Source organism: Novosphingobium sp. ZW T3_23, assembly GCF_044987305.1.
GTDB lineage: Bacteria > Pseudomonadota > Alphaproteobacteria > Sphingomonadales > Sphingomonadaceae > Novosphingobium.
Window position 1 is genome coordinate 1 of record NZ_JBJDRF010000005.1, and the last position, 21,179, is coordinate 21,179.

Genomic DNA, 21,179 nt, shown 5'->3' on the forward strand with positions numbered 1-21,179 from the left:
GCCCCCTGGGGACCGCCCGCCCGTATCCGCGCGCCGTCCGCTATCGTCGTGACCTGCGCGATGTCGGCGCCGCTGGCATAGTCCGAGGTACCTACCAGCACTTCGCCGCCGCGTGTGCCCGAAGCATCGATATTGGCGGTTCCCGCCAGATGGACCTGCGCGCCGTTCACCACGACCTTGCCGCCGCTGCCGTCCGCGCCGGTTGCGGCAAGCGTGCCGCCCACTTCCACCGAGCCCGAAGGCGCGGTGAGCCACAGCTGGCCGTCGATCGTCGCCGTGCCGGTCGCCTGGACCAGGCCCTCGCGATTGCCCGCCAGAGCGAAGATGTTGCCGTTGGCGGCCTTCAGCGCCACCGCCGCAGCCTCTATGCGCCCGGTCTGGGTAATGTCGCCGCCACCTGCGCCGTAGGAAACGTAGATGCCGTCCGCCTTGCCGTCGGTCGTCGCGAGCAGGACGTCATCCGCCGCAGCCAGCGTCACCCGCCCATGGGGCGCACTGATCAGCCCGCTGTTCGCCACCGAACGGGCGATGAGCACGACGCTGCCCTCTCCGGAACGAATGGTGCCCTGGTTCTCAATGGCCCCCAATGAGGAACCCGAAGCACGAACCGCGCCTCCCGCCATGAAGGCGGCGGAATCGATGGCGCGGGTCGTGCCCACAAAGCTGCCGCCGGTGAGCACTTTGCCGCCCGGTCCGACGATCATCCCTGCCGGGTTCATCAGGTAGACCGAGCCCGTCGCCGAAAGCGTGCCGTCGATCCGGGCGAGCTGTCCGCCCATCACCCGGTTGAGCGTGGCGCCGGCGGCATTGTCGATCTGCACCTTGCGGTCCGCGCCGATCGAGAAATCGCTCCAGTCGATCACCGCCCGGGCCGAGCCCTGGGCGATCGTCATCGTCGTGCCGGATGTCGAGATAGTGCCGGAGCCGCCGACGAACACGCCGCCGGTAGGCAGGCTCACCGTCTGCGCCATCGTGGGACTGGCGGAGACGATGCTCATCAGGATCGCGGCGCCGGGCAGAAGGGTGAGGGCGTGGCCTGCGGGCGAGCGTCGGAACAGCCGTTCCAACGAGGTCGTGCCCAACGAAGTCGAACGAAGCATGATCGACCGGATGCGCGCAGATGGATGCATGATACCTCGCCAACTCCACCCGCCTCGAAGACTACCCCCCTGCCGGTGCTGCCGACATCGGGGATATCCCCGAAGAACAAGCGTAATGCTGGCGATGGGATTTTCAGAGTCAGGCCAAGGCCTTGGCCGCGTCGATCAGAACATCACGCCCAGGCCGATGATGCCCACGTTGGCATCCACCTCATCCTCTACGAAGAGGTGCTTGAATTCGAGCTTCGCGTAGATTTTCTCGGTGAGGTTCTGCTCCCAGCCGGTTCCCAGACCGATGGCGTTTCCGCACTCGCGGCAATCCTTCGACTGCCAGTTCGTGCCGACGAACACCTTGCTGCGCGGCAGGACTTCCGCGCCGACACGGCCACCGATACCCCATGCCACGCGGGTACCGCCGGTCAGCAGCTTTTCGGCCGTGGCTTCGACGCCGACGAAGACCTTTTCGCTCACGTCCACATCGTAGCCGACCGCGAAACCGCCGATCGCATCGGTAGCCTCATCGCTCCAGCTCACCCCGCCGGTTGCCTCGACATAGGCCTCGTTCGCCTGCGCCACGCTACCGGTGCAGCACCAGGCCAGCGCGATGAAAGTCGCGATGAATGTGACTGCGCAACGCATCGCCAACTCCTCGGTTTCGAAGAGCAATGCTATCGGGTGCGCAGAACCCATCCATCGGGATTAACACCGAGGCATCGATGGAAAATCGGTCGAGCCGTTTCGGGGAAGATCGAGGGCCTCGGCGGCCTCAGGTACACAGCGACTTGCCGCCGCCCCCCGTCACGCCGCCTGGCGTCCCGGTTGGATTGAGGCTGCGATCGTCGCGGATCATGTAGGCAGCCTCCTGCTTGAACACCGTCTCGTTCACGAACATGGTCCCGAACAGCGGCCGGTAGTGATAGTAGACTTCCACGAACATCACCGCCGAATTGGGAACGGCGTGGATCTTGTGGTCTTCCGCGCCCATGCCGTCGAGCAAGGCTCCGGTCTTGCCGGCCATGGCTACGCCATAGGCGGAATCGTGGTCCAGCTTGCCCCGGCAGCGCTGCCAGTGGATATATTGCCGCCCCGTTTCCTGATCGACCTCAAGGCTGGACAGGACGACCTTGCCGCGATCCTCGAAATCGTAGCTGCTGCCTTCCTTCAAGGCGCCCCACATGACCGAATCGACGTCCGTCTCCTTCACCGTGGGCATGACCGAACTGTTGTCGGTCTGGCCGAGACGCGAGGCATTGTCGGCGACGGAGGTCGCGATCTCTCCCACCTGCATGTTGATCATCGCCATGAAGGCAACCTCGGTGCCGTAGAGGCCGAGGGTGAGCAGGACGGGCAGCATGAGGGCCAGTTCGATGAAGGAAACCCCGCCCCTGTCCTCGCGCAAGGCGCGCAGGAAGGCTATGGAGCGGCGAACCGCTCCCGGATGCGGAACCGCAAGCCTCATTCGCAGACCCCGGCGGCGGCGCCATAGGCCATCTGGGTGGCGTAGGGCTGGTTCTTGCGCACCGAAGTTGCTGTCATCGTCCGCCGCGTGCCGGAATTGGTCAGGCCGGGAACGGGGAACACCGGGGCATAAGTGACCTTGACGGTGTAGACGACGACGTCGTTGGCGCCGCCGTTGCCGCTCTTGCCGATGTCCGCATCCCAGCGGCTGTTCTTGTTCTCGTCGGTATAGGCTTCGCCGTTGTCGCAGATGCCGTTGTTGTTCTTGTCGTTCCAGGCTTCGGCGCGGGCGATATCGGTGAAGTCGTAGTAGCTCGACCGCGAGACTTCCACCTCCGCCCCCGGCGCCACCCCGCGCACGAGTTTGCGGACATAGGCATCGCCCGCTTCCGTCTGCGCAACCTCCAGCGTGCCGTTGCGCGCCACTTCCTGGACGGCGCCCTGAAGAACGGCGCGGATATAGGCCATATGGCCAAGGTCGAAGATGCCCATCAGCAGGATGAACAGGACTGGCCCCGCCACCGCGAACTCGATGACCGTCACCCCGCGCCGATCGTCCCGGACACGCCGAAGCGCGGCCCTCGCCCGGCCTGCGACCGCTCGGAGGAAGGTCACTCGGTGATCCTCAGCTCGCCCACCTGCTTGGCGATTTCCTGGAAGGCGGTGTTCAGGTCAGTGGCGTTGGTGGCGATATAGGAGCTGTCGTCGGAAGCGCAGGTCTTGAGGTTGGTGGACAGGCCGGAGGTGAAGGCGATCACCCAGACGCGAATGCCCTTGGCCTTGATCGCCTCGCATACCGCCAGGAAACGGGAGTTGTGCCGCGCGTTGGCGGTGTCTTCCGATCCGTTGGACGTCACCCGCAAGTCCCACCAGTCCATGCCCCATGCGGTCGGCACATAGTTGGCGGTATCCATCTGACCATCGGTCATGAAGATGATGTGCCGCGCCACTTCACCCCCGTTGGTGGGCGCCTCGTTGACGACTTTCTTGAAGATGCCGTCCGGCGAGAGCAGCCGCCCGCCCCAGATCATGCCGATATCCAGATAGGTGCCGCCAACCGCCGTGAGCGAATTGGCGTAAGTGTTGAAGCTGGACTGGTCCATTTCGGCCAGGGGCTTGGCTTCCGCCGGGCAATAGGTTCCCGCCGAGGCACCGTCGCTGGTCGTGCTGCGGGTCCAGGTGCTGGAGTTGCTGCCGGCGCGGCGATAGGAAATCTCCGGCCAGAGCGGCCCCCACTTGGTCCTGGCATCGCCGGTCGGCGCGCTGTCGATATCGACGTCGAGCGCGGAGGACGGGCTCATGCCGGTTATCGTGGAATAGGAGAAGTCCGCCGTGTTGGAAGTGCTGCGCTCCTCGATACAGCCGCTCCAGGTGTAGTTCACCGAAGCGCCGTTGCTGCCGTTGAGCACGGGAGTCCGGGCGAAAGTCTTGAAGGTGCTGGTGTCCACGCCGGTGACCTGGCGATATTCCCAGTGATCGAACTTCGATCCCGCCACGTTGGTCGAATTGGTGGCGTCCTTGTAACTGTCCGTAGTTACCTTCGTCCGCGTGTAGGTCCGCGTGTAGCGCCTGCTGCTGTCGCAATAGTACGTCAGCATCTGCTGCGGCTGGCGGGTCACGACATTGACCGTGATGTTCGGAGTAGTGCCCGAGGTTGTCTGGGTGGTCGTCGACGATCCGGAGTTCGAATAGGCGGTCTGGTTGGATGGCAGGGCCTTGGTGCAGGCGCTCTGCGAGTTATATTTGCTGCCCGACGAGGTAGTGTAGGTCGGATCGGGGTACTCGTATTCCTCGCGAGAACCCGTCTTGGTCCCCTGCGACAGATTCACGAAGATCGGCACGCGCGACTGGTAGTTCCAGCTATCGGCCAGATAGCTCGGGTCGAGATCCTTGAGCAGCTTCCCGACGTTCACCGTCGAGCTGTAGGGCACGAAGCCGTAACGAACCCGCGCGTTGGTTTCGCGGGTGGCGGTGGAAATCGTGGTGTAGAAGTTCTTCATCGCGGCGCGGAGCGCTGCGATGCGGGTGCTGCCGCCCAGCGATTCTGACATCGATCCGGTGGTGTCGAGCACCATCATGACGTCCGCATTTCCGATGCCCATGGAGGAGGTGCACTTCACCGAAAGCGCGAAATTGTCGAAGCCGAACAGGCGCATCACCACCGTGTTGAGCACAGTGGAAGCGGTGCCCTCCACGGTCTGGCCGTTATCGGGCGAGGTGACGTCGAAACCGGTCGTGTCGGTGCCCTGGACGCCGTTGAAATTGGTGCGGAAATAATTGTCCGCCACGGTGTGAACCGAGGGCGCAAGGCCATGTACCGGAGGCTCGGGATTGGCTTCCGTGGCCACCGTGCGCCGGGCCGCCAGGACGGCGGAGTCGCAGGCCGCCTGAAGCTGGCTCTCCACCTTGAAGTTGCGGCTGAGATCGATTGCCGATCCGACGATCGCCGCCGCCACGACCATTCCGATCGCGGCAAGCGGCAGGACATTGCCGGCAACATCCGACACAAGGCGCTGCAACGGAAGGGTGATGGTGCGCATCGGAGAAACGGTCTTTCCGCGAAGTTCGTCGGTATTCCTGCACGATCTAACGGAACTTACTTAATGAAACCCTCACTCCGCCCCGCGCCGCCCTCGCGCCTGAGGCTCGGTAGCCCTGCGTAAATCGCCCTAGGTGAAAAATTTACCGCCTGTCTCGGGAACCTATCGCAATTCGCCGCGTTCAACCCTCCGATCCGGGGACCGTCTTTGGAAGTTTGGGGGAAAGGCGGTCCGCCTGCAGCCGGCCCGATCCCTTGAGATTCATAATGTCGCCCAGCAAGGCCCTCAGTCTTCACGTCCAGCTTGCGCTTGTCATCATCATCGTCCTGGGGTTCTGCCTGCTGGTAGACATCACGATCCCGCTGGGGACCGGGGTCAGCGTCCTCTATCTGATCCCCACGGTGATCGCCTTCATCGCACGGCGGCCGGTAACGCCATTGCTCACGGCCATCTGCGGCATCGGCTGCGCCATGGCGGCCTATTTCATCGCGCCTCAGGGCCTGGGGCTGGAAGTGGCGATGACCAACCGCGCCCTTTCCGGCGTGACCAACCTCCTGCTGGGAGGCATCGGCTTCTTTCTGATCCGCTACCGCAACGCCAATCGCCACCAGCAGTGGCTGCGCGAAAGCGAGACGGAACTCGCCCGCGCCACCGCCGGCAGCCTACCGCTGAACGAACTCGGCAGCCGCACGCTCGCCTTCCTGGCCGAGCGGTTCGGCGCAGTTGCCGGAGCGCTCTACGTCCGCGAGGAAGGCACCTTCCACAAGATCGCGACTTACGGCGTGCCCGCAGACGCGCAAGTGCCTGAACGGATGGCGCCGGGCGAAAGCCTGCTCGGCGAAGTCATGCGCCACGGCCGCACCACGACCATAACGAGCGTGCCGACCGGCTACCTGTCCTTCGGAACCGCTCTGGGCCAGACCACCCCTGCGCGCCTCGTGCTGGGAGCCGCGCAAGTTGACGGCACCGTGAACGCCGTGCTCGAAATCGGCTTCATCGACGCGCCGGAGGCCCGTCCGCAAGACCTTGCCGCTTTCCTCGATCTCGTCGGCGGCGCGCTGGGCATAACCCTGCGCTCGGCCAAGTTCCGCGCACGGCTGGAGCACCTCCTCTCGGAAACCCAGCAGCAGGCAGAGGAACTCCAGAACCAGAGCGAGGAACTGCGCGCCACCAACGACGAACTGGAAGCACAGAGCAAGCTCCTGCTCCATTCGCAGACGCAGCTCGAAGAGCAGCAGGCCGAACTTGAGCGCAACAATTCGCAGCTGGAGGAGCAGGCCCAGTCGCTCGAAGCCCAGCGCGACGAACTGACCCGTTCGCAGGCGCGCCTGCGCAGCCAGACCGACGAACTGGAACAGGCCAGCCGCTACAAGTCGGAATTCCTTGCCAACATGAGCCACGAATTGCGCACCCCGCTCAATTCGCTGCTGATCATGGCGCGTCTCCTGGCCGACAATCGCCAGGGCAATCTTTCCGGCGAGCAGGTGCGCTATGCCGAGACCATCGAATCCTCGGGCAACGACCTGCTGACGCTGATCAACGACGTGCTCGACATCTCTAAGATCGAGGCCGGCCGTCTGGAACTGGAGCCGCACCGGGTTCCGGTGCGCGCAATGCTCGGCAAGCTGGAGAACACCTTCGGCGCCGCCGCCTCGGGCAAGGGCCTGACGCTGACCTTGCGCGCAGCCGATAACGTGGACGAGATCGAAACCGACCCGCTCCGGCTCGAACAGGTGCTCAAGAACTTCCTGTCCAACGCGGTCAAGTTCACCTCCCATGGCGAGGTATCACTTACCGTCGCCCCGGCCGCGAAGGGCCGCATCGCCTTTGCCGTGCGCGATACCGGGCCGGGGATCGCCGCGGACCAGCAGGACGCGATCTTCGAAGCCTTCCGCCAGGCCGACGGCGGCATCGCCCGCAAGTATGGCGGCACCGGGCTGGGCCTGTCGATCTCCCGCGAGCTGGCGCATCTGCTGGGCGGCACGATCACGGTGGACAGCACCCCCGGCATCGGCAGCACCTTCACGCTCGAACTGCCCGAGAGCTTCAAGCCCGGCGATTCCGCCAGCACCCCGCTCATCCCCGGCCGTGCGACGCCCACCCCGACGCCGGCCGCCACGGCAACGACGGCGCCGCCGCGTCGACGCGGACCGGCGCTCCAGGATGACCGCGAGACGCTCTCGGGCGATTCCCGCGTGATCCTCATCGTCGAGGACGACCCCGCCTTCGCGCGCATTCTCTCTGACCTTGCCCATGAAGTCGGCTTCGAATGCCTGATCGCGGGCACGGCGGACGAAGGCGCCCTGCTCGCCCGCCAGTACCTGCCGCAGGCGGTGATCCTCGACATGCACCTGCCGGACCACACCGGCCTCTCCGTGCTGGACCGGATCAAGCGCGACACCCGCACCCGCCACATCCCGGTGCACATCGTTTCCGCCGACCATGACGATCACGCCGCGCTGGCCAGCGGTGCGGTCGGCTACCTGTTCAAGCCGGTCAGCCGGGACACGCTGGTCGACATGCTGGAAGGCCTGGAAGCCCGCATGGACCAGCGCCTGCGCCGCGTGCTCGTGGTGGAGGACGATCCCCGGCAGGCCGAGGCGATCCACCTCCTGCTCGCTTCGCGCGACGTGGAGACGGTGGACGTCCAGAGCGCCGCCGGCTGCCTTGCCCGCCTGGGCCAGGAGACGTTCGACTGCATGGTCCTGGACCTCAACCTGCCCGACATGTCCGGGCTCGACCTGCTCGAACGGCTCTCCCATGACGAAAGCGTCGGGTTCCCGCCGGTGATCGTCTATACCGGCCGCGAACTCTCCGAGGAGGAAGAGATGCGGCTGCGGCGCTATTCCAAGTCGATCATCGTCAAGGGCGCCAAGAGCCCCGAACGCCTGCTCGACGAAGTCACCCTGTTCCTCCACCAGGTCGTGTCGGAAATGCCCGACGAGAAGCAGCAGTTGCTCGCCCGCTCGCTGGGCCGCGATGCCGCGCTGGAGGGCCGCCAGATCCTGGTGGTGGAGGACGACATCCGCAACATATACGCGCTCACTTCGGTGCTGGAACCGCACGGCGTCCAGGTCCGCATCGCCCGCAACGGCATCGAGGCGCTGAACGAACTGGCCCGCGTGGCCGACAGCGACGGCGCAGGCGTGGACCTGGTGCTGATGGACGTGATGATGCCGGAGATGGACGGCCTCGCCTGCACGCGCGAAATCCGCCAGCAGGCCCAGTGGCGGAACCTGCCGATCATCGCCCTCACCGCCAAGGCCATGGAACGCGACCATCGCGAGTGCCTGGAGGCAGGCGCCAACGACTATCTGTCGAAGCCGCTCGACGTGGACAAGCTGCTCAGCCTGGTGCGCGTATGGATGCCCCGGTGAAGCAGATAACCGTGAAGCCGATGACCGCAAGGTTCCCCGGAAGGCGCGGCGTCGAGGCCGTGGAGGACATCGAGGTCGATCTGCTGGTGGAGGCGATCTGGCGGCGCTACCAGTACGATTTCCGCGACTATTCCCGCGCTTCGCTGCTGCGCCGACTCCAGCGGGCGCAGTCGCATTTCGGCTATCCGCACCTCTCCAGCCTGCTCGACCGCATCCTCCACGATCCCGAAAGCCTGAACGTCCTGATCGGCTTTCTCACCATCCAGGTCAGCGAGATGTTCCGTGATCCGGAGTATTTCCGCGCCATCCGCGAACAGGTAATCCCGCACTTGCGCACCTGGCCGTCGATCAAGGTATGGGTCGCCGGCTGCGCCAATGGCGAGGAGTTCTACTCACTGGCCATCCTCTTCCGCGAAGAGGGCCTGGAAGAGCGCACCATGTTCTATTGCACGGACATCAATCCCGCCGCGCTCGCCAAGGCCGAAGCAGGCGTCTACGAGATCGAGCGGATAGCCGGCTTTTCCCGCAATTACCGCGAGGCAGGCGGCGCCGGTTCGCTGGCGGACTACTACACGGCCAACTACGGCGTCGCGCGGTTCGATCCCACCTTGCGCCGCCGCGCCGTCTTCGCGGACCACAATCTTGCGAGCGACGCGGTGTTTTCCGAGGTCCAGCTGGTATCCAGCCGCAACGTGCTGATCTATTTCGACCGCGCCTTGCAGGACCGCGCGCTGGGGCTCTTCGCGCAGTCCCTCCCGCCCGGAGGATTCCTGGGTTTGGGGTCGAAAGAAACCGTGCACTTCTCTACAGAGAGCGACAACTTCGCCGAGTTCGCGCCTTACGAAAAGATCTGGCGCCGCAACAAGAACGACATCCAGGAGGCGACCTTTGCTGAATGAGCCGCTGAAAATCCTGGCCGTGGACGACATCCGGGAGAACCTGCTCGTCCTCGAAGCCGCGCTCGACCAGCCCGGCGTGGAACTCGTCACCGTCTCGTCCGGGTTCGAGGCGCTGGAGGCCATGCTCCGTCACGATTTCGCGCTGGCCCTGCTCGACGTCATGATGCCGGAGATGGACGGCTTCGAACTGGCCGAACTGATGCGCGGCACCGAACGCACCCGCGCCGTGCCGATCATCTTCCTCACCGCGCTCGCCACCGACGAACGCCGCCGCTTCCGGGGCTACGAGGCAGGCGCGGTGGATTATCTGCTCAAGCCGCTCGACATGGTGGAGCTGAATTCCAAGGTTGCGGTCTTCGTCGAACTGGCCCGCCAGCGCCGCGAGATCGCCCGTCAGCGCGACGAACTCGGCCTCGCTCTCGGCCGTCTGCGCGCCCACGGCGACAATTCGCCGCTCGCGGTGCTCGAGATCGACGCCAACCTGCGGATCGTCAGCTGGTATCGCAGTGCCGAACGCGAAGTGGGCTTTGCCGCGCAGGAGATCCTCGGCCTGAAGGTCGAGGAAGCCCCGTTCCTTGCCCCGGCCGACCGGCCCGGCTTCGTCGAAGGCATGCGCGCGCTGCTGGGCGGCGAAGACCGGCGCGAGACGCAGGAACATCGCTTCGTCCGTGCCGACGGGGCGCTGCGCGAAGGCGAATGGTACTGCTCCTCGCTGGCCGGCACCGGCTCGCGCGGGGCCAGCGTCATGATCGAGCTGCTCGACGTCACCGAACGACACCGCGCCGAGGAGACCCAGCGCCTGCTGATCGGCGAGCTGAACCATCGCGTGAAGAACACCCTGGCGACCGTACAGGCTATCGCCTCTCAGGGCTTCCGCCATGCCCGTTCGACCGAGGATTTCCAGCAGTCGTTCAGCGGCCGCCTCCAGTCCCTCGCCCGCGCCCATTCGCTGCTGAGCGTGACGACATGGGAACCGGCCAGCTTGCGCAGCCTGATCGCCGACCAGGTCGCCATCGGCGCCGTCAGCGAGGATCGGCTGAAGCTGTCGGGGCCCGACGTGGAACTGCCGCCGGAAATTGCGCTGCGGTTCTCGCTCATTCTCCACGAACTGGCCACCAATGCGCACAAGTACGGCGCTTTTTCGAATGAAGCGGGCACCGTCACGCTGGACTGGGCGTTCCGGGGGCAAGTGCTCTCGCTGACCTGGACCGAACGCGGCGGCCCTCCGGTGACGGCGCCGGATCGCCGCGGCTTCGGCTCCACCCTCATCGAGAGCAGCATGGCTGCCGATGGCGCCCGGATCGGCGCGGACTACGATCGCGAAGGCGTTCGCTGGCAGCTGGTGTTGCCGCTTGCCGATCAGGGCATCGAGAACGAGGTGGCTCGCACCGTCGACTCCGATCGACCTTCGGAAGAACCGCAAGCGGCTCAAGCCGCCCCGATCGAACGCAGCCCCCGCGAACTCAAGGTGCTGATCGTCGAGGATGAGCCGCTGGTGGCCATGGAACTGATGATGGAGATAGAGGACTGGGGCGCCATCGTGCTCGGTCCCGCCACGTCCTGCGAACAGGCGCTTGCCATGATCCGCGAAGCCGATCCAGACCTCGCCCTGCTCGACGGCAATCTCAATGGCGAGCGAATCGATGTGGTTGCGGACGAACTCGCCGCCCGCGACACGCCTTTCGCCTTCGTCAGCGGATACGACCGCCGCCATCTCCCCGCCGATCACGCCGACCGGCCGATGCTCGGCAAGCCGTTCATGGCCAAGGAGGTCTGCGACATGGTCCGGCTGCTTGCGCAGGAGGCCGGAGCGCCGGTCTGAGAGCCCGCCAGGAACGGCCTTGCTGCACGGTTAAGGAAACTTTCAGTCAGACTCGGGGTTTATTCTCAGGAATGACCCCGAGGAAAGGAGCCTCTGCCCATGGCCCTGACGCAAGACAGCACCTATCGTTCCGAGCGGATCTGGACCCCGCGCACCCCGCTCGATCCCGGCCTCCGCCGGCGCTTTCACGGCCCGATCCAGCCGATGGACCAGCCCACCCTTCTCGAACGCATCTTCGGACACCGCTAAACGCACGGCGGCGATTTTCGACCTGATTTGAGATCGCCCCGCTTCCGCGCTAGCTTCGGCTCATGTCCGAAAACGCGCATCGCCCCTCCGTCCTCTTCGTTTGCCTCGGCAATATCTGCCGCTCTCCCCTTGCTGAAGCCGCCCTGCGCCAGGCGGCGGAAGCCGCGGGGCTGGGCGTGGAGATCGATTCGGCGGGCACGGCCTCCTGGCACACCGGAAAATCACCCGACCCGCGCTCCTGCGCCGAAGCGCTCAAACACGGCATCGACATTTCCCGCTATGCGGCCCGCCAGGTGACCGCGGGCGACTTCAAGCGGTTCGACCGGATCGTAGCCCTCGATGCCGCCAATCTTGCCGACCTGAGGCGCATCGCCCCGGTGACGGCGAATGCCCGCCTGTCGCTATTGCTCGATCATGTTCCGGGCATGGAGGGGCGAGACGTGGAAGATCCCTACTATGGCGGTACGGAGGGGTTCGAAACGACCTGGACACAGGTCAAGCAAGCCGCGCAAGGCCTGGTTGCCGAACTCTCCGCTGCGCGCGGCTGATCCGTTCCCGCCCCCGTTCGGACAACGTCTCCCGCAAGCGCCGTTTGCTTTTGCCCCTGCTTCCATTATATGCCCGCTCGAACGCCCCGGCCCCGATTTCTCGTGATGCGATTTCCATCGGACCGAGGCTTGCTCTTTTACAGTTTCAAGGACGAACACGCATGTCCCGTCGCCGCCAGATCTACGAGGGCAAGGCCAAGATCCTCTACGAAGGCCCCGAACCCGGCACCCTGATCCAGTATTTCAAGGATGATGCCACTGCGTTCAACGCGCAGAAGAAGGGCACGATCCAGGGCAAGGGCGTGATCAACAACCGCATCAGCGAGTACGTGTTCACGCGCCTCAATCACATCGGCGTGCCCAACCACTTCATCCGCCGCCTCAACATGCGCGAACAGCTCGTTCGCCAGGTCGAGATCATCCCGATCGAGGTCGTGGTGCGCAACGTGGCCGCCGGTTCGATCTCCAAGCGCCTCGGCATTCCCGAGGGCGAGCCCCTGCCGCACACGCTGATCGAATACTATTACAAGGACGATGCGCTGGGCGATCCGATGATCGCGGAAGAGCACATCGCCTGCTTCGGCTGGGCCACCAACGAAGAGATGCAGGACATCTCGGCCATGGCCATCCGCGTGAACGACTTCATGTGCGGCATGTTCGCGGCGATCAACATCCGTCTGGTGGACTTCAAGCTTGAGTTCGGCCGCATCTGGGATGGCGACTACAGCCGCGTGATCCTGGCGGACGAAATCAGCCCCGACGGCTGCCGTCTGTGGGACATGCACACCGGCGAAAAGCTGGACAAGGACCGCTTCCGCCGCGATCTCGGCGGTGAAGAAGAGGCTTACCAGGAAGTCGCCCGCCGCCTCGGCCTGCTCCAGGACGACAACGGCCCGAGCGAAGTCCTCGACCTTTCGAAGCATCGCAAGCTGCGCGGCAAGTAAGCCTCGCAGGACAGCTGAAAAAGCCCGGCCACCGCAAGGTGCGCCGGGCTTTTTGCCGTCTTCGCCGCACACGGCTCCTGAATTCCCCTGCCCACGCCCCCTTGTTATCAGCGGCTTGCTGAGGCAGGCCATCGCCATGCGAACTGCTCTCATCGCCGCGCTGGTCCTTGCCGCCTCGCTTCCGGCCGCTGCCGTGCCCGCCCTGGCCAAGGACGCGCGCATCGACGACACGCGTTGGGCCTTCGAAACCAGCGACGTGCCTGTCGATCCCGATTTCCGGTTCGGCCGCCTCGCCAACGGCATGCGCTACGTGATCCGCCACAATGCCACCCCCGCCGGGACCGGGGTGGTGCGGATGGAAGTTTCCGCCGGCTCTCTCGACGAGAATGAGCGCGAACAGGGCTATGCGCACTTCGTCGAGCACATGGCCTTCAACGGCAGCACGCGCGTTCCCGAGGGCAAGATGATCCCGCTGCTCGAACGCGACGGGCTTGCCTTCGGCGCCGACACCAACGCCTCCACCAGTTTCGAACAGACGGTCTACAAGCTGGACCTGCCCCGCAACGACGCCGCCTTGCTGGACACCGCGCTGATGCTGATGCGCGAGACGGCCAGCGAGCTGACGATCTCGCAAGGCGCCGTCTCGCGTGAGCGCGGCGTGATCCTCTCGGAAATGCGCGACCGCAACACGTTCTCGCTGCGCAATGCCATCGATTCGGCGCGCTTCTTCTACCCCCGCGCCCTTTACGCCAGCCGCTTCCCGATCGGCACCGTCGCCACGCTCGATGCTGCCGACGCGCAGAGCCTCCGCGCCTTCTACGAGCGCGAATACGTCCCGTCCCAAGTTACCCTGGTGGTCGTCGGAGACTTCGATCCGAAGCAGGTCGAAGCCGGAATCGTCCGCCACTTCAATGACTGGCAAGGCCCCGCCGCCGAACCGCAGCCCGATGCCGGACCCGTGGATCGCAAGGACCGCGGCAGGACCGGCCTGTGGATCGACCCGGCCCTTTCCGAACGCGTGGTGATCCAGCGCAACGGCAGCTGGCTGGACGAGCCCGACACCATCGCCCAGCGCCAGGAGAACCTGCTCCGCTCTATCGGCTACGCGGTCGTCAATCGCCGCCTCCAACGGCTGTCGCGCAGTGCCGAGCCGCCGTTTCGCGGGGCCGGGTTCGGCACGGGAGACGTCTTCGAGACCGCCCGCTCCACCCGCCTCATCATCGACAGCGTCGACGGGAAGTGGGCAGAAGGCGTCAACGCCACCGCCCGTGAATATCGCCGCGCCCTCGCCCATGGCTTCGGCGCCGGAGAAATCGCCGAGCAGCTCGCGCAGTTGCGGACTTCGCTCATCAATGCCGCCGGTTCCGCGAACACGCGCAGCAATGCGACGCTGGCGGCGATCGCGCTGGCGCTCGTCGATGACGGCATCGTCCCTTCCACGCCTTCCTCGGCGCTGGAGCGCTTCGAATCCTTCGCACCCGCCATCACGCCCAAAGCCGTGCTTGCCGCGCTGAGACGCGAGGCTGTCGCGCTCGACAAACCGCTGATCCGCTTCGAAGGTCGCAAGGCGCCCGAAGGCGGAGAGCCGGCCATCCGCGACACGTGGAAACGCGCCATGCGCGGTCCGATCCCGCGCGAGGACGGGCAGGCGGCGGCGCAGTTCGCCTACACGGATTTCGGCAAGCCCGGCGCTGTGGTCGGCGACGCGCAGGATCCGCTGCTCGGCATCCGTAGGCTTCGCTTCGCCAACGGCGTCATGCTCAATCTCAAGCAGACCGAGCTGGAGAAGGACCGCATCCGCGTGAGCCTGTCCATCGACGGCGGCGACATGCTGGACACGCGCGAAAATCCCCTGGCCACCGACATGGTCGGCTGGCTGGAAAAAGGCGGTCTGGGCAAGCACAGCCGCGACGACCTCGACAGCATCATGGCGGGCCATTCCCTGGGCTTCGGGCTCTCCAGCGATGCCGCAAGCTTCGATGCGCAGACCGCCACCACCCCGCGCGACCTCGAACTGCAGCTGCAATTGCTCGCAGCGCTCGTCACCGATCCCGGCTACCGCCAGGAAGGCGAGGTGCAGTACCGGCAGCAGGTGAACAACACTTTCGCCCAGCTTCGCGCGACGCCATCCTCGGCACTGGGCGCGGACCTTGGACGGATCGTCTCGGACAACGACCCCCGCTTCAGTCTCCAGCCGGTGGAAGCCTATCGCCAGCTGACTTACGCGAAGCTGCGCGACGCCATCTCCGACCGGCTCGCAGGCTGCGCTCTCGAAATCGGGATTGTCGGCGATTTCGACGAGGCGAAAGCCATCGCCTTCGTGGCTGCCACTTTCGGCGCCCTTCCCTCGCGCGAAGCCGCCTTCCGGCCCTACGACGAACAACCGCCCCGCACTTTCACCGCCGATCGCACCCCCCGCGTCGTCCGCCACACCGGCCCCACGGACCAGGCCCTGCTCCGCCTGACCTGGCCCACCCGCGACGATGCCGATCCGCTCGATGCCCTCAAGCTGCAGATGCTGGAACGCGTCGTGCGCATCGAACTGACCGACAGCCTGCGCGAGGCGCTCGGCAAGGCCTATTCGCCCTCCGCCGGAAGCTCGCTTTCCCGCTACTGGAAGGGGTACGGCACTTTCGCCATCGCCGCCTCGCTCGACGTGGCGGACGTCCCCGCCGGACGCGAGGCCATTGTGAAAGTCCTGCGCGAACTGCGCGCGGCGCCGGTCAGCGATGATATGCTGCAACGCGCCCGCGCGCCGCTCGTCGAAGCCTACCAGAATGCGCTGAAAGGCAATGCCGGCTGGCTTTCGCTGGTCGATCGCGCGCAGAGCCAACCCGATCGCATCGAACGCTTCAGCAAGGCCCGCGATCGGCTGATGACCATCACTTCCGCAGATGTCCAGGCGATGGCGCAGCGCTATCTCGATCCGGCGCAGGGGCTGGAGGTTCTTGTCTTGCCGGAGCCTGAAAAAGTCTCGAAGAAGTAAGTGAAAGGCAGGGGCCATCGCCCCTGCACCCCGCTACTGTCGATGTTGCGCCTCGCCTATCCGTCCGGCGCCCATGGCTGCGTTGCACGCCTTATTGGCTGCGCCGCAAGACGTGAGGGTACTTCTCCTACCGCGCGTGATTGGGCCGCGTCGGCCGGCCCGTCCGCTCCGCCCATCCGACGATCAGGTCATCGTAGAGTTTCTGGTCGATCAGATCGTACTTCTCGGGGAAGTTGGTGAAGGCATTCATCGCGCTTTTCACCGCCCCGGTTTCCATCAACTCGCGCGCCATCGCCAGATGGCCGACCGCCGCCGAAACCCAGCCCCAGGCTGTGGAGAGCGTGAAGGCGGTGTTCGGCAAGTTGAAGCCGAGCGTGCAGACGGGAATCGGCATATGCGGAATGACTTCGGCCTGCTGCTCCGGCGGCGCGCTGGCGAAGACGATGGCATCCGCCCCGGCCTCGGCATAGGCATGCCCGCGCTTTATCGCTTCCTCGACCGAACCGGTGCCGCCGCCGCCATTGGCGATGGTATAGAGTTCATCGCAGCGCGCGATGATGACGAGCCCCGAATCGCCCCGCGCCTTCACCCCGGCCTCGATGCGCAACTGCATGTCCTCGATCGAGCAGAGCCCGTTGACGTGCTTTGAGTGCTTGGGGTTCACCTCGTCTTCGACATGATATCCGGCGATCCCGGCGGCGGCGTAGCGGCGGGTGAAGTGGTACGCGTCCGCCACCGTCTCGCCCAGGGTATCGGCATCGACGATCAGCGGGATATCGATGGCCTGCGCGATGCGGGCCGACTGCTCGATCATCTCGACCTGGCTGAAGATGCCGTTGTCGGGCACCGCATAATGAAACGCCGAGCAGGCATGTCCGCCGAGGTAGGCCGCCTTGAAGCCGACATGCTCGACGATCCTTCCGGTCAGCGCCGAATAGGCTTCGGCGGCCACGAAGTGCTCGCCGTTCTCGATCAGCGCGCGCAGTTTTTCACCCGGCGTCGGCATCGCGTTTCTCTCCCGCTCCTGTCCAGCAGGGGCTGGCACGATTGCGTCTGCGCCACAAGCCGTGGCCCCGCTTATCGGCAGGGCGTTGTGATCAGAGTCCGTTTGAAAAATGCCCGCAGGGGCATTTTTAGAGCGGCACCGGCCCGCGCCGCGAAATTCGCCTTCAGCGAATTTTCAAACGGGCTCTCAGGCGGTTTCGGCTGCCGCACCGATACGTTCGAGCGTCGGGATCAGTTCGTCGAAGTGATCGATAACCGCCGTCGCGCCAAGTTCTTGCGGGGGCCTGTCGTTGAACCCGAAGCTCACCGCCACGCAGGGAACGCCCGCCGCCGCCGCCGCACCGGTATCGTAAGTCGTATCGCCGACGAAGGCCGCCCGGATCGGCACGCCTCCGGCCCGCTCCAGCATCAGTTCGATGAGGTCCGGCCGGGGCTTGGCGCGACCGGGGCCGAGCGTATCGCCGCCGATGACCGTGAAGAAGTGGTGCGAAAGCTCCATCTCCGCGAAGATCTTAACGGCCAGCCGTTCCAGCTTGTTGGTCACGACCGCGATCTTCACCCCCCGCGCCGCCAGCCCCTGGAGCATGGCTTCACCGCCGGGATAGAGCCGCGTTTCCACGGCGATATGATCGCTGTAGAAGTCGATCAGCGCCTGGTGCAGTTCGGTCAGGCGCGCGTCCGAAACCGACCCGCCGGTAACCTCCAGCCCCTTGGCCAGCATCTTCCGGGCGCCGCCGCCGACCAAGTCGCGCACCGCATCCTTCGGGATAGCCGCCCGCCCCTCCAGGGACAGGGCGTGATTGAGTGCAACGCCCAGATCGCCAAGCGAATTGAGCAGGGTTCCGTCCAGATCGAAACCGACGATATCGAAAGGGAAGTCCGTCATTCGCAGATCAGTGGCTTGTCGCTGTGGAAACCGCAACAATTTGCTGGCAAGTGATGCGCATGGTCGAACATTCCACCCCTCTCGCTATCGTCGTCCTCGCCGCCGGCAAGGGCACTCGCATGAAGAGTGACCTGCACAAGGTGCTCCATCCCATAGCCGGCCGCCCGATGCTGGAACACCTGCTGGAAAGCGCAGCCGCACTGGCGCCGGAGCGGCAGGTGGTGGTGGCCGGTCACGGCCGCGAGCAGCTTGAAAAAGCGCTTGGCAGCCGCGCCGCGATCGCGGTGCAGGAACCGCAGCTGGGCACCGGCCACGCGGTGCAGCAGGCCGAAGGCGCGCTGGCGGATTTCACGGGCGACGTGCTGATTCTCTACGGCGACGTGCCCTTCGTCAGCACCGCGACGATGCGGGCGATGATCGACCGGCTTCATGCCGACGATTCGCCCGCTGTGGTCGTTCTCGGCTTCGAGCCCGAGGATCCGCTCCAGTACGGCCGCGTCCTCGCCCATGACGACGGGCGCATCGCGATGATGGTGGAATACAAGGACGCCACCGAAGAACAGCGCGCCTGCCGCCTCTGCAATTCCGGTCTCATGGCGGTAAAGTCCGCCGACCTGTTCGACCTGCTCGCCCGCGTGGGCAACGACAACGCCCAGGGCGAATACTACCTGGTGGACATCGTCAATGTCGCGACGCTGGAAGGGCGTGCCTGCGCGGTGATCGTCACGCCCGATCCCGATGAAGTGGGCGGCATCAACAGCCGCGGCGAACTGGCCGAGGCCGAGTCGCGCTGGCAAGCCAAGCGCCGCATCGCCGCCATGGCAGACGGCGCTACCCTGATCGCCCCGGAAACGGTGTTCTTCGCCTGGGACACCAAGCTGGGCCGGGACGTTACCGTCGAGCCCAACGTGGTCTTCGCACCCGGCGTGACGGTGGCCGACAATGTGGTCATTCACGCCTTCTCGCACCTCGAAGGCGCCACGCTGGAAAGCGGCGTCGCCATCGGGCCCTATGCGCGCCTGCGTCCGGGCGCGGTCCTGCGCAAGGGCGCCAAGGTGGGCAATTTCGTCGAAGTAAAGAATGCCGAACTGGGTGAAGGCGCCAAGGCCAATCACCTCACTTATGTCGGCGATGCAATCGTTGGCGCCAAGGCAAACCTCGGCGCGGGGACTATCACCTGCAACTACGACGGCTATTTCAAGCACCGCACCGTCATCGGTGAACGCGCCTTCATCGGCTCGAACAGCGCCCTCGTCGCGCCAGTGAAGATCGGCGCCGATGCCATCGTCGCCGCCGGTAGCACGGTGACCCGAGACGTGGCCGATGGCGAACTGCGCCTCGTTCGCGGCGAACAGCTGGTCAAGCCCGGCTGGGCCGACCGCTTCCACGATGCCATGAAGAAAAAGAAAGCCGAGAAGTCAGGAGGTTGACAGGAAACGGGCGGCCCATGGACCGCCCGTCCTCCCTGACGAACTTATCAGTATCAGGCCGCGATCAGGCGCCGATAGCCTGCTTCTGGGCGATGAAGTCCAGCTCGCTCTTGGCGCCTGCATTGGCGGGATCGTACTCCAGCGATTGACGGAACAGCCGTTCCGCCTCGCCAAGCTGGCCCATCTCGATCTTGGTATAGCCCATGCCGCGCAGCGCCCGCGCCGCTATCCCGGCATCACCGCCGGACGTGCTCTTGTCCACGATGTCCCAGGCATGCGCGAACAGGTCGTAAGAACGCTGCCATTCGCGGCGCGACTTGAACAGTTCCGCATACTCGTTGGCGAAATGCGCATCGGTCGGCGCGAGCTCGGTGGCGCGGCGCAATTCGGCTTCAGCGAGATCGCCCCGGCCGAGATCGACGAGCGCGAAGCCCTTGCCGAAATGCGCATCGCAAACCGCGCTGCTCACCGCCACCGCCTTGCCGGCGACGATCGGTTCCGGCGTCGCCTTCGACTGGCAGAGCCGAGGGCGAACGTCCCCGCCCAGCGCCTGTTCGTTGGCCAGGATCACCGAATCGAACATCTTGACGGCCTGCGCCGGCTTGCCTGCGCGAATGAGGGCGAAACCCTTGCTGACGTCGCTGCGGCTATCGACATGAAGCGCGGTGTTCACAACCGACGCACTGCCGATGTCCCGCGCGGAAGCAGCTCCGGAAAAAGCCCCACCTATGCTGGCCAGGCCGATGAAAACGAATGAAACCGACTTCTTGTTGAAGTTCATCGGCGCTTATCCTCTCAAGGAACACCGATCGCGCCCCAGTCTTGAACCAGCGGTTTCTTGAACCGAAAGGTCTTGCCGGGCGATTTTAGTCGGAACGGTGTTCGTCCAAGCGTCCAGACTATCCGACGAGCGCTATTTGACAAGAACTTTCACGATTCCCACATAGAACGCAACGAATCTGTCCCGATTACCGGAGTTTACATGTCGAACAGTCCTTGGACCCAAAGCCCTTCGAACCATAGGCGCAGCGCCGCGATCGCGGACGATGTCGATTTCGAGATCAAGGGGCATGAACTCCAGTTCGTGGAGATCGAGCTGGATCCCGGCGAAAGCGCGGTGGCCGAAGCTGGCGCGATGGTCTGGAAGGACTCTTCGATCACCATGTCCACCGTGTTCGGTGACGGCGCGGGTCAACAGGGCGGCGGCTTCATGGGCAAGCTGCTCGGCGCCGGCAAGCGCCTCGTCACCGGCGAAAGCCTGTTCACGACTGTCTTCACCCATGAAGGTCGCGGCAAGGCCCGTGTCGCCTTTTCGGCGCCGATCCCCGGCTCGATCGTGCCGATCAAGCTGGACGAGGTGGACGGCCGCCTGATCTGTCAGAAGGACGCCTTCCTCTGTGCCGCGCGCGGCGTGTCGATCGGCGTCCATTTCCAGCAGAAGATCATGACCGGCCTGTTCGGCGGCGAAGGCTTCATCATGCAGCGCCTCGACGGCGACGGCTGGGTCTTCGTGCAGATGGGCGGCACCGTGATCGAGAAAACGCTGGAACCCGGCGAGGAACTTCACATCGACACCGGCTGCGTCGCCGCCTTCACCTCCGGCATAGACTTCGACCTGGTGCGTGCCGGCTCGGTCAAATCGATGATTTTCGGCGGCGAAGGCGTGTTCTTCGCGCGGCTGCGCGGTCCGGGGAAAGTCTGGATCCAGTCGCTGCCGTTCTCGCGCCTGGCCGGGCGGATGATGGCCTCCGCAATGCCTTTCGGCGGGCAGAACCGCGGTGAGAGCACCCTGCTGGGCCTTGGCGCAGTCGGCGGGATCGGAGCCCTGCTCAGCGGAGACGATTGAGCAGGCGGATTACATCCGAAAAGCCAACCACTTTGCACACATTACCAAGCCTTCATGGTGGCGTCACCAGACACCAACCATTATCGAGG

Annotated in this window: 17 protein-coding genes; 9 read left to right on the top strand and 8 right to left on the bottom strand. The window is 65.0% G+C overall.

All coding sequences use genetic code 11. The annotated features are described in order from the left end of the window. From ACI3K3_RS04460 to ACI3K3_RS04480, 5 genes are all read right to left on the bottom strand, one after another. Positions 1-1,100, bottom strand: a 1,100-nt coding sequence (locus ACI3K3_RS04460) for a filamentous hemagglutinin N-terminal domain-containing protein (protein WP_404912381.1), incomplete at its 3' end; no start/stop codon positions are given. Positions 1,101-1,265: 165 nt separating this feature from the next. Continuing rightward, positions 1,266-1,739 carry a hypothetical protein gene (locus ACI3K3_RS04465; RefSeq protein ID WP_404912383.1) on the bottom strand — a complete coding sequence of 158 codons (474 nt, stop codon included), beginning with the start codon at positions 1,737-1,739 and terminating at the stop codon, positions 1,266-1,268. A gap of 127 nt (positions 1,740-1,866) precedes the next feature. Further along, positions 1,867-2,559 (bottom strand): TadE/TadG family type IV pilus assembly protein, encoded by a 693-nt coding sequence (locus tag ACI3K3_RS04470; RefSeq protein WP_404912385.1) that lies wholly within the window; start codon positions 2,557-2,559, stop codon positions 1,867-1,869. Next, positions 2,556-3,173 carry a TadE/TadG family type IV pilus assembly protein gene (locus ACI3K3_RS04475; RefSeq protein WP_404912387.1) on the bottom strand — a complete coding sequence of 206 codons (618 nt, stop codon included), beginning with the start codon at positions 3,171-3,173 and terminating at the stop codon, positions 2,556-2,558. Before ACI3K3_RS04475 ends, ACI3K3_RS04470 begins: the two co-directional genes overlap by 4 nt. Continuing rightward, positions 3,170-5,098: a pilus assembly protein TadG-related protein gene (locus ACI3K3_RS04480; protein WP_404912389.1), complete on the bottom strand. Its 1,929-nt coding sequence runs from the start codon at positions 5,096-5,098 to the stop codon at positions 3,170-3,172. Before ACI3K3_RS04480 ends, ACI3K3_RS04475 begins: the two co-directional genes overlap by 4 nt. Positions 5,099-5,364: 266 nt before the next feature. Here ACI3K3_RS04480 and ACI3K3_RS04485 point away from each other — a divergent pair, with 266 nt between their 5' ends. The 7 genes from ACI3K3_RS04485 (at position 5,365) to ACI3K3_RS04515 (ending at position 15,923) form a co-directional block, all read left to right on the top strand. Next, positions 5,365-8,475, top strand: a complete 3,111-nt coding sequence (locus ACI3K3_RS04485) for a response regulator (protein WP_404912391.1) — start codon at positions 5,365-5,367, stop codon at positions 8,473-8,475. Positions 8,476-8,495: 20 nt separating this feature from the next. After that, complete coding sequence (locus ACI3K3_RS04490) at positions 8,496-9,374, top strand: CheR family methyltransferase (RefSeq protein ID WP_404912562.1); 879 nt, start codon at positions 8,496-8,498, stop codon at positions 9,372-9,374. Next, positions 9,364-11,196 (top strand): response regulator, encoded by a 1,833-nt coding sequence (locus tag ACI3K3_RS04495; protein ID WP_404912393.1) that lies wholly within the window; start codon positions 9,364-9,366, stop codon positions 11,194-11,196. Before ACI3K3_RS04490 ends, ACI3K3_RS04495 begins: the two co-directional genes overlap by 11 nt. A 99-nt stretch (positions 11,197-11,295) precedes the next feature. Continuing rightward, positions 11,296-11,445 carry a hypothetical protein gene (locus tag ACI3K3_RS04500; RefSeq protein ID WP_313437491.1) on the top strand — a complete coding sequence of 50 codons (150 nt, stop codon included), beginning with the start codon at positions 11,296-11,298 and terminating at the stop codon, positions 11,443-11,445. Between the two features lie 62 nt (positions 11,446-11,507). After that, on the top strand, positions 11,508-11,993 hold the full coding sequence (locus ACI3K3_RS04505) for a low molecular weight protein-tyrosine-phosphatase (RefSeq protein ID WP_404912395.1): 486 nt from the start codon (positions 11,508-11,510) through the stop codon (positions 11,991-11,993). Between the two features lie 161 nt (positions 11,994-12,154). Next, positions 12,155-12,937: a phosphoribosylaminoimidazolesuccinocarboxamide synthase gene (gene purC / locus ACI3K3_RS04510; RefSeq protein WP_404912396.1), complete on the top strand. Its 783-nt coding sequence runs from the start codon at positions 12,155-12,157 to the stop codon at positions 12,935-12,937. A 136-nt stretch (positions 12,938-13,073) separates the two neighbouring features. Then, positions 13,074-15,923, top strand: coding sequence for a M16 family metallopeptidase (locus ACI3K3_RS04515; protein ID WP_404912398.1), 2,850 nt, complete (start codon positions 13,074-13,076; stop codon positions 15,921-15,923). A gap of 127 nt (positions 15,924-16,050) precedes the next feature. Here the strand turns inward: ACI3K3_RS04515 and ACI3K3_RS04520 are convergent, their stop codons facing one another. Together ACI3K3_RS04520 and ACI3K3_RS04525 are read right to left on the bottom strand one after the other, a co-directional pair. After that, positions 16,051-16,929 carry an oxaloacetate decarboxylase gene (locus tag ACI3K3_RS04520; RefSeq protein ID WP_404912399.1) on the bottom strand — a complete coding sequence of 293 codons (879 nt, stop codon included), beginning with the start codon at positions 16,927-16,929 and terminating at the stop codon, positions 16,051-16,053. Between the two features lie 186 nt (positions 16,930-17,115). After that, complete coding sequence (locus tag ACI3K3_RS04525; RefSeq protein ID WP_404912401.1) at positions 17,116-17,814, bottom strand: HAD hydrolase-like protein; 699 nt, start codon at positions 17,812-17,814, stop codon at positions 17,116-17,118. A 59-nt stretch (positions 17,815-17,873) separates the two neighbouring features. Between ACI3K3_RS04525 and glmU the strand changes: the two genes are divergently transcribed. Continuing rightward, positions 17,874-19,244, top strand: a complete 1,371-nt coding sequence (gene glmU / locus ACI3K3_RS04530; protein ID WP_404912403.1) for a bifunctional UDP-N-acetylglucosamine diphosphorylase/glucosamine-1-phosphate N-acetyltransferase GlmU — start codon at positions 17,874-17,876, stop codon at positions 19,242-19,244. A gap of 64 nt (positions 19,245-19,308) precedes the next feature. Here the strand turns inward: glmU and ACI3K3_RS04535 are convergent, their stop codons facing one another. Beyond that, on the bottom strand, positions 19,309-20,025 hold the full coding sequence (locus tag ACI3K3_RS04535) for a tetratricopeptide repeat protein (RefSeq protein ID WP_404912405.1): 717 nt from the start codon (positions 20,023-20,025) through the stop codon (positions 19,309-19,311). A gap of 201 nt (positions 20,026-20,226) precedes the next feature. Here ACI3K3_RS04535 and ACI3K3_RS04540 point away from each other — a divergent pair, with 201 nt between their 5' ends. Then, positions 20,227-21,090, top strand: a complete 864-nt coding sequence (locus ACI3K3_RS04540; RefSeq protein ID WP_404912407.1) for a TIGR00266 family protein — start codon at positions 20,227-20,229, stop codon at positions 21,088-21,090. Positions 21,091-21,179: the final 89 nt, after the last annotated feature.

Excerpts from the sequence above, each read along its gene's own strand:
- ACI3K3_RS04465 (WP_404912383.1), bottom strand. The coding sequence starts at position 1,739 with ATGCGTTGCGCAGTCACATTCATCGCGACTTTCATCGCGCTGGCCTGG.
- ACI3K3_RS04470 (WP_404912385.1), bottom strand. The coding sequence starts at position 2,559 with ATGAGGCTTGCGGTTCCGCATCCGGGAGCGGTTCGCCGCTCCATAGCC.
- ACI3K3_RS04480 (WP_404912389.1), bottom strand. The coding sequence starts at position 5,098 with ATGCGCACCATCACCCTTCCGTTGCAGCGCCTTGTGTCGGATGTTGCC.
- ACI3K3_RS04485 (WP_404912391.1), top strand. The coding sequence starts at position 5,365 with ATGTCGCCCAGCAAGGCCCTCAGTCTTCACGTCCAGCTTGCGCTTGTC.
- ACI3K3_RS04490 (WP_404912562.1), top strand. The coding sequence starts at position 8,496 with ATGACCGCAAGGTTCCCCGGAAGGCGCGGCGTCGAGGCCGTGGAGGAC.
- ACI3K3_RS04500 (WP_313437491.1), top strand. The coding sequence starts at position 11,296 with ATGGCCCTGACGCAAGACAGCACCTATCGTTCCGAGCGGATCTGGACC.
- ACI3K3_RS04505 (WP_404912395.1), top strand. The coding sequence starts at position 11,508 with ATGTCCGAAAACGCGCATCGCCCCTCCGTCCTCTTCGTTTGCCTCGGC.
- purC (WP_404912396.1), top strand. The coding sequence starts at position 12,155 with ATGTCCCGTCGCCGCCAGATCTACGAGGGCAAGGCCAAGATCCTCTAC.
- ACI3K3_RS04515 (WP_404912398.1), top strand. The coding sequence starts at position 13,074 with ATGCGAACTGCTCTCATCGCCGCGCTGGTCCTTGCCGCCTCGCTTCCG.
- ACI3K3_RS04520 (WP_404912399.1), bottom strand. The coding sequence starts at position 16,929 with ATGCCGACGCCGGGTGAAAAACTGCGCGCGCTGATCGAGAACGGCGAG.
- ACI3K3_RS04525 (WP_404912401.1), bottom strand. The coding sequence starts at position 17,814 with ATGACGGACTTCCCTTTCGATATCGTCGGTTTCGATCTGGACGGAACC.
- glmU (WP_404912403.1), top strand. The coding sequence starts at position 17,874 with ATGGTCGAACATTCCACCCCTCTCGCTATCGTCGTCCTCGCCGCCGGC.
- ACI3K3_RS04535 (WP_404912405.1), bottom strand. The coding sequence starts at position 20,025 with ATGAACTTCAACAAGAAGTCGGTTTCATTCGTTTTCATCGGCCTGGCC.
- ACI3K3_RS04540 (WP_404912407.1), top strand. The coding sequence starts at position 20,227 with ATGTCGAACAGTCCTTGGACCCAAAGCCCTTCGAACCATAGGCGCAGC.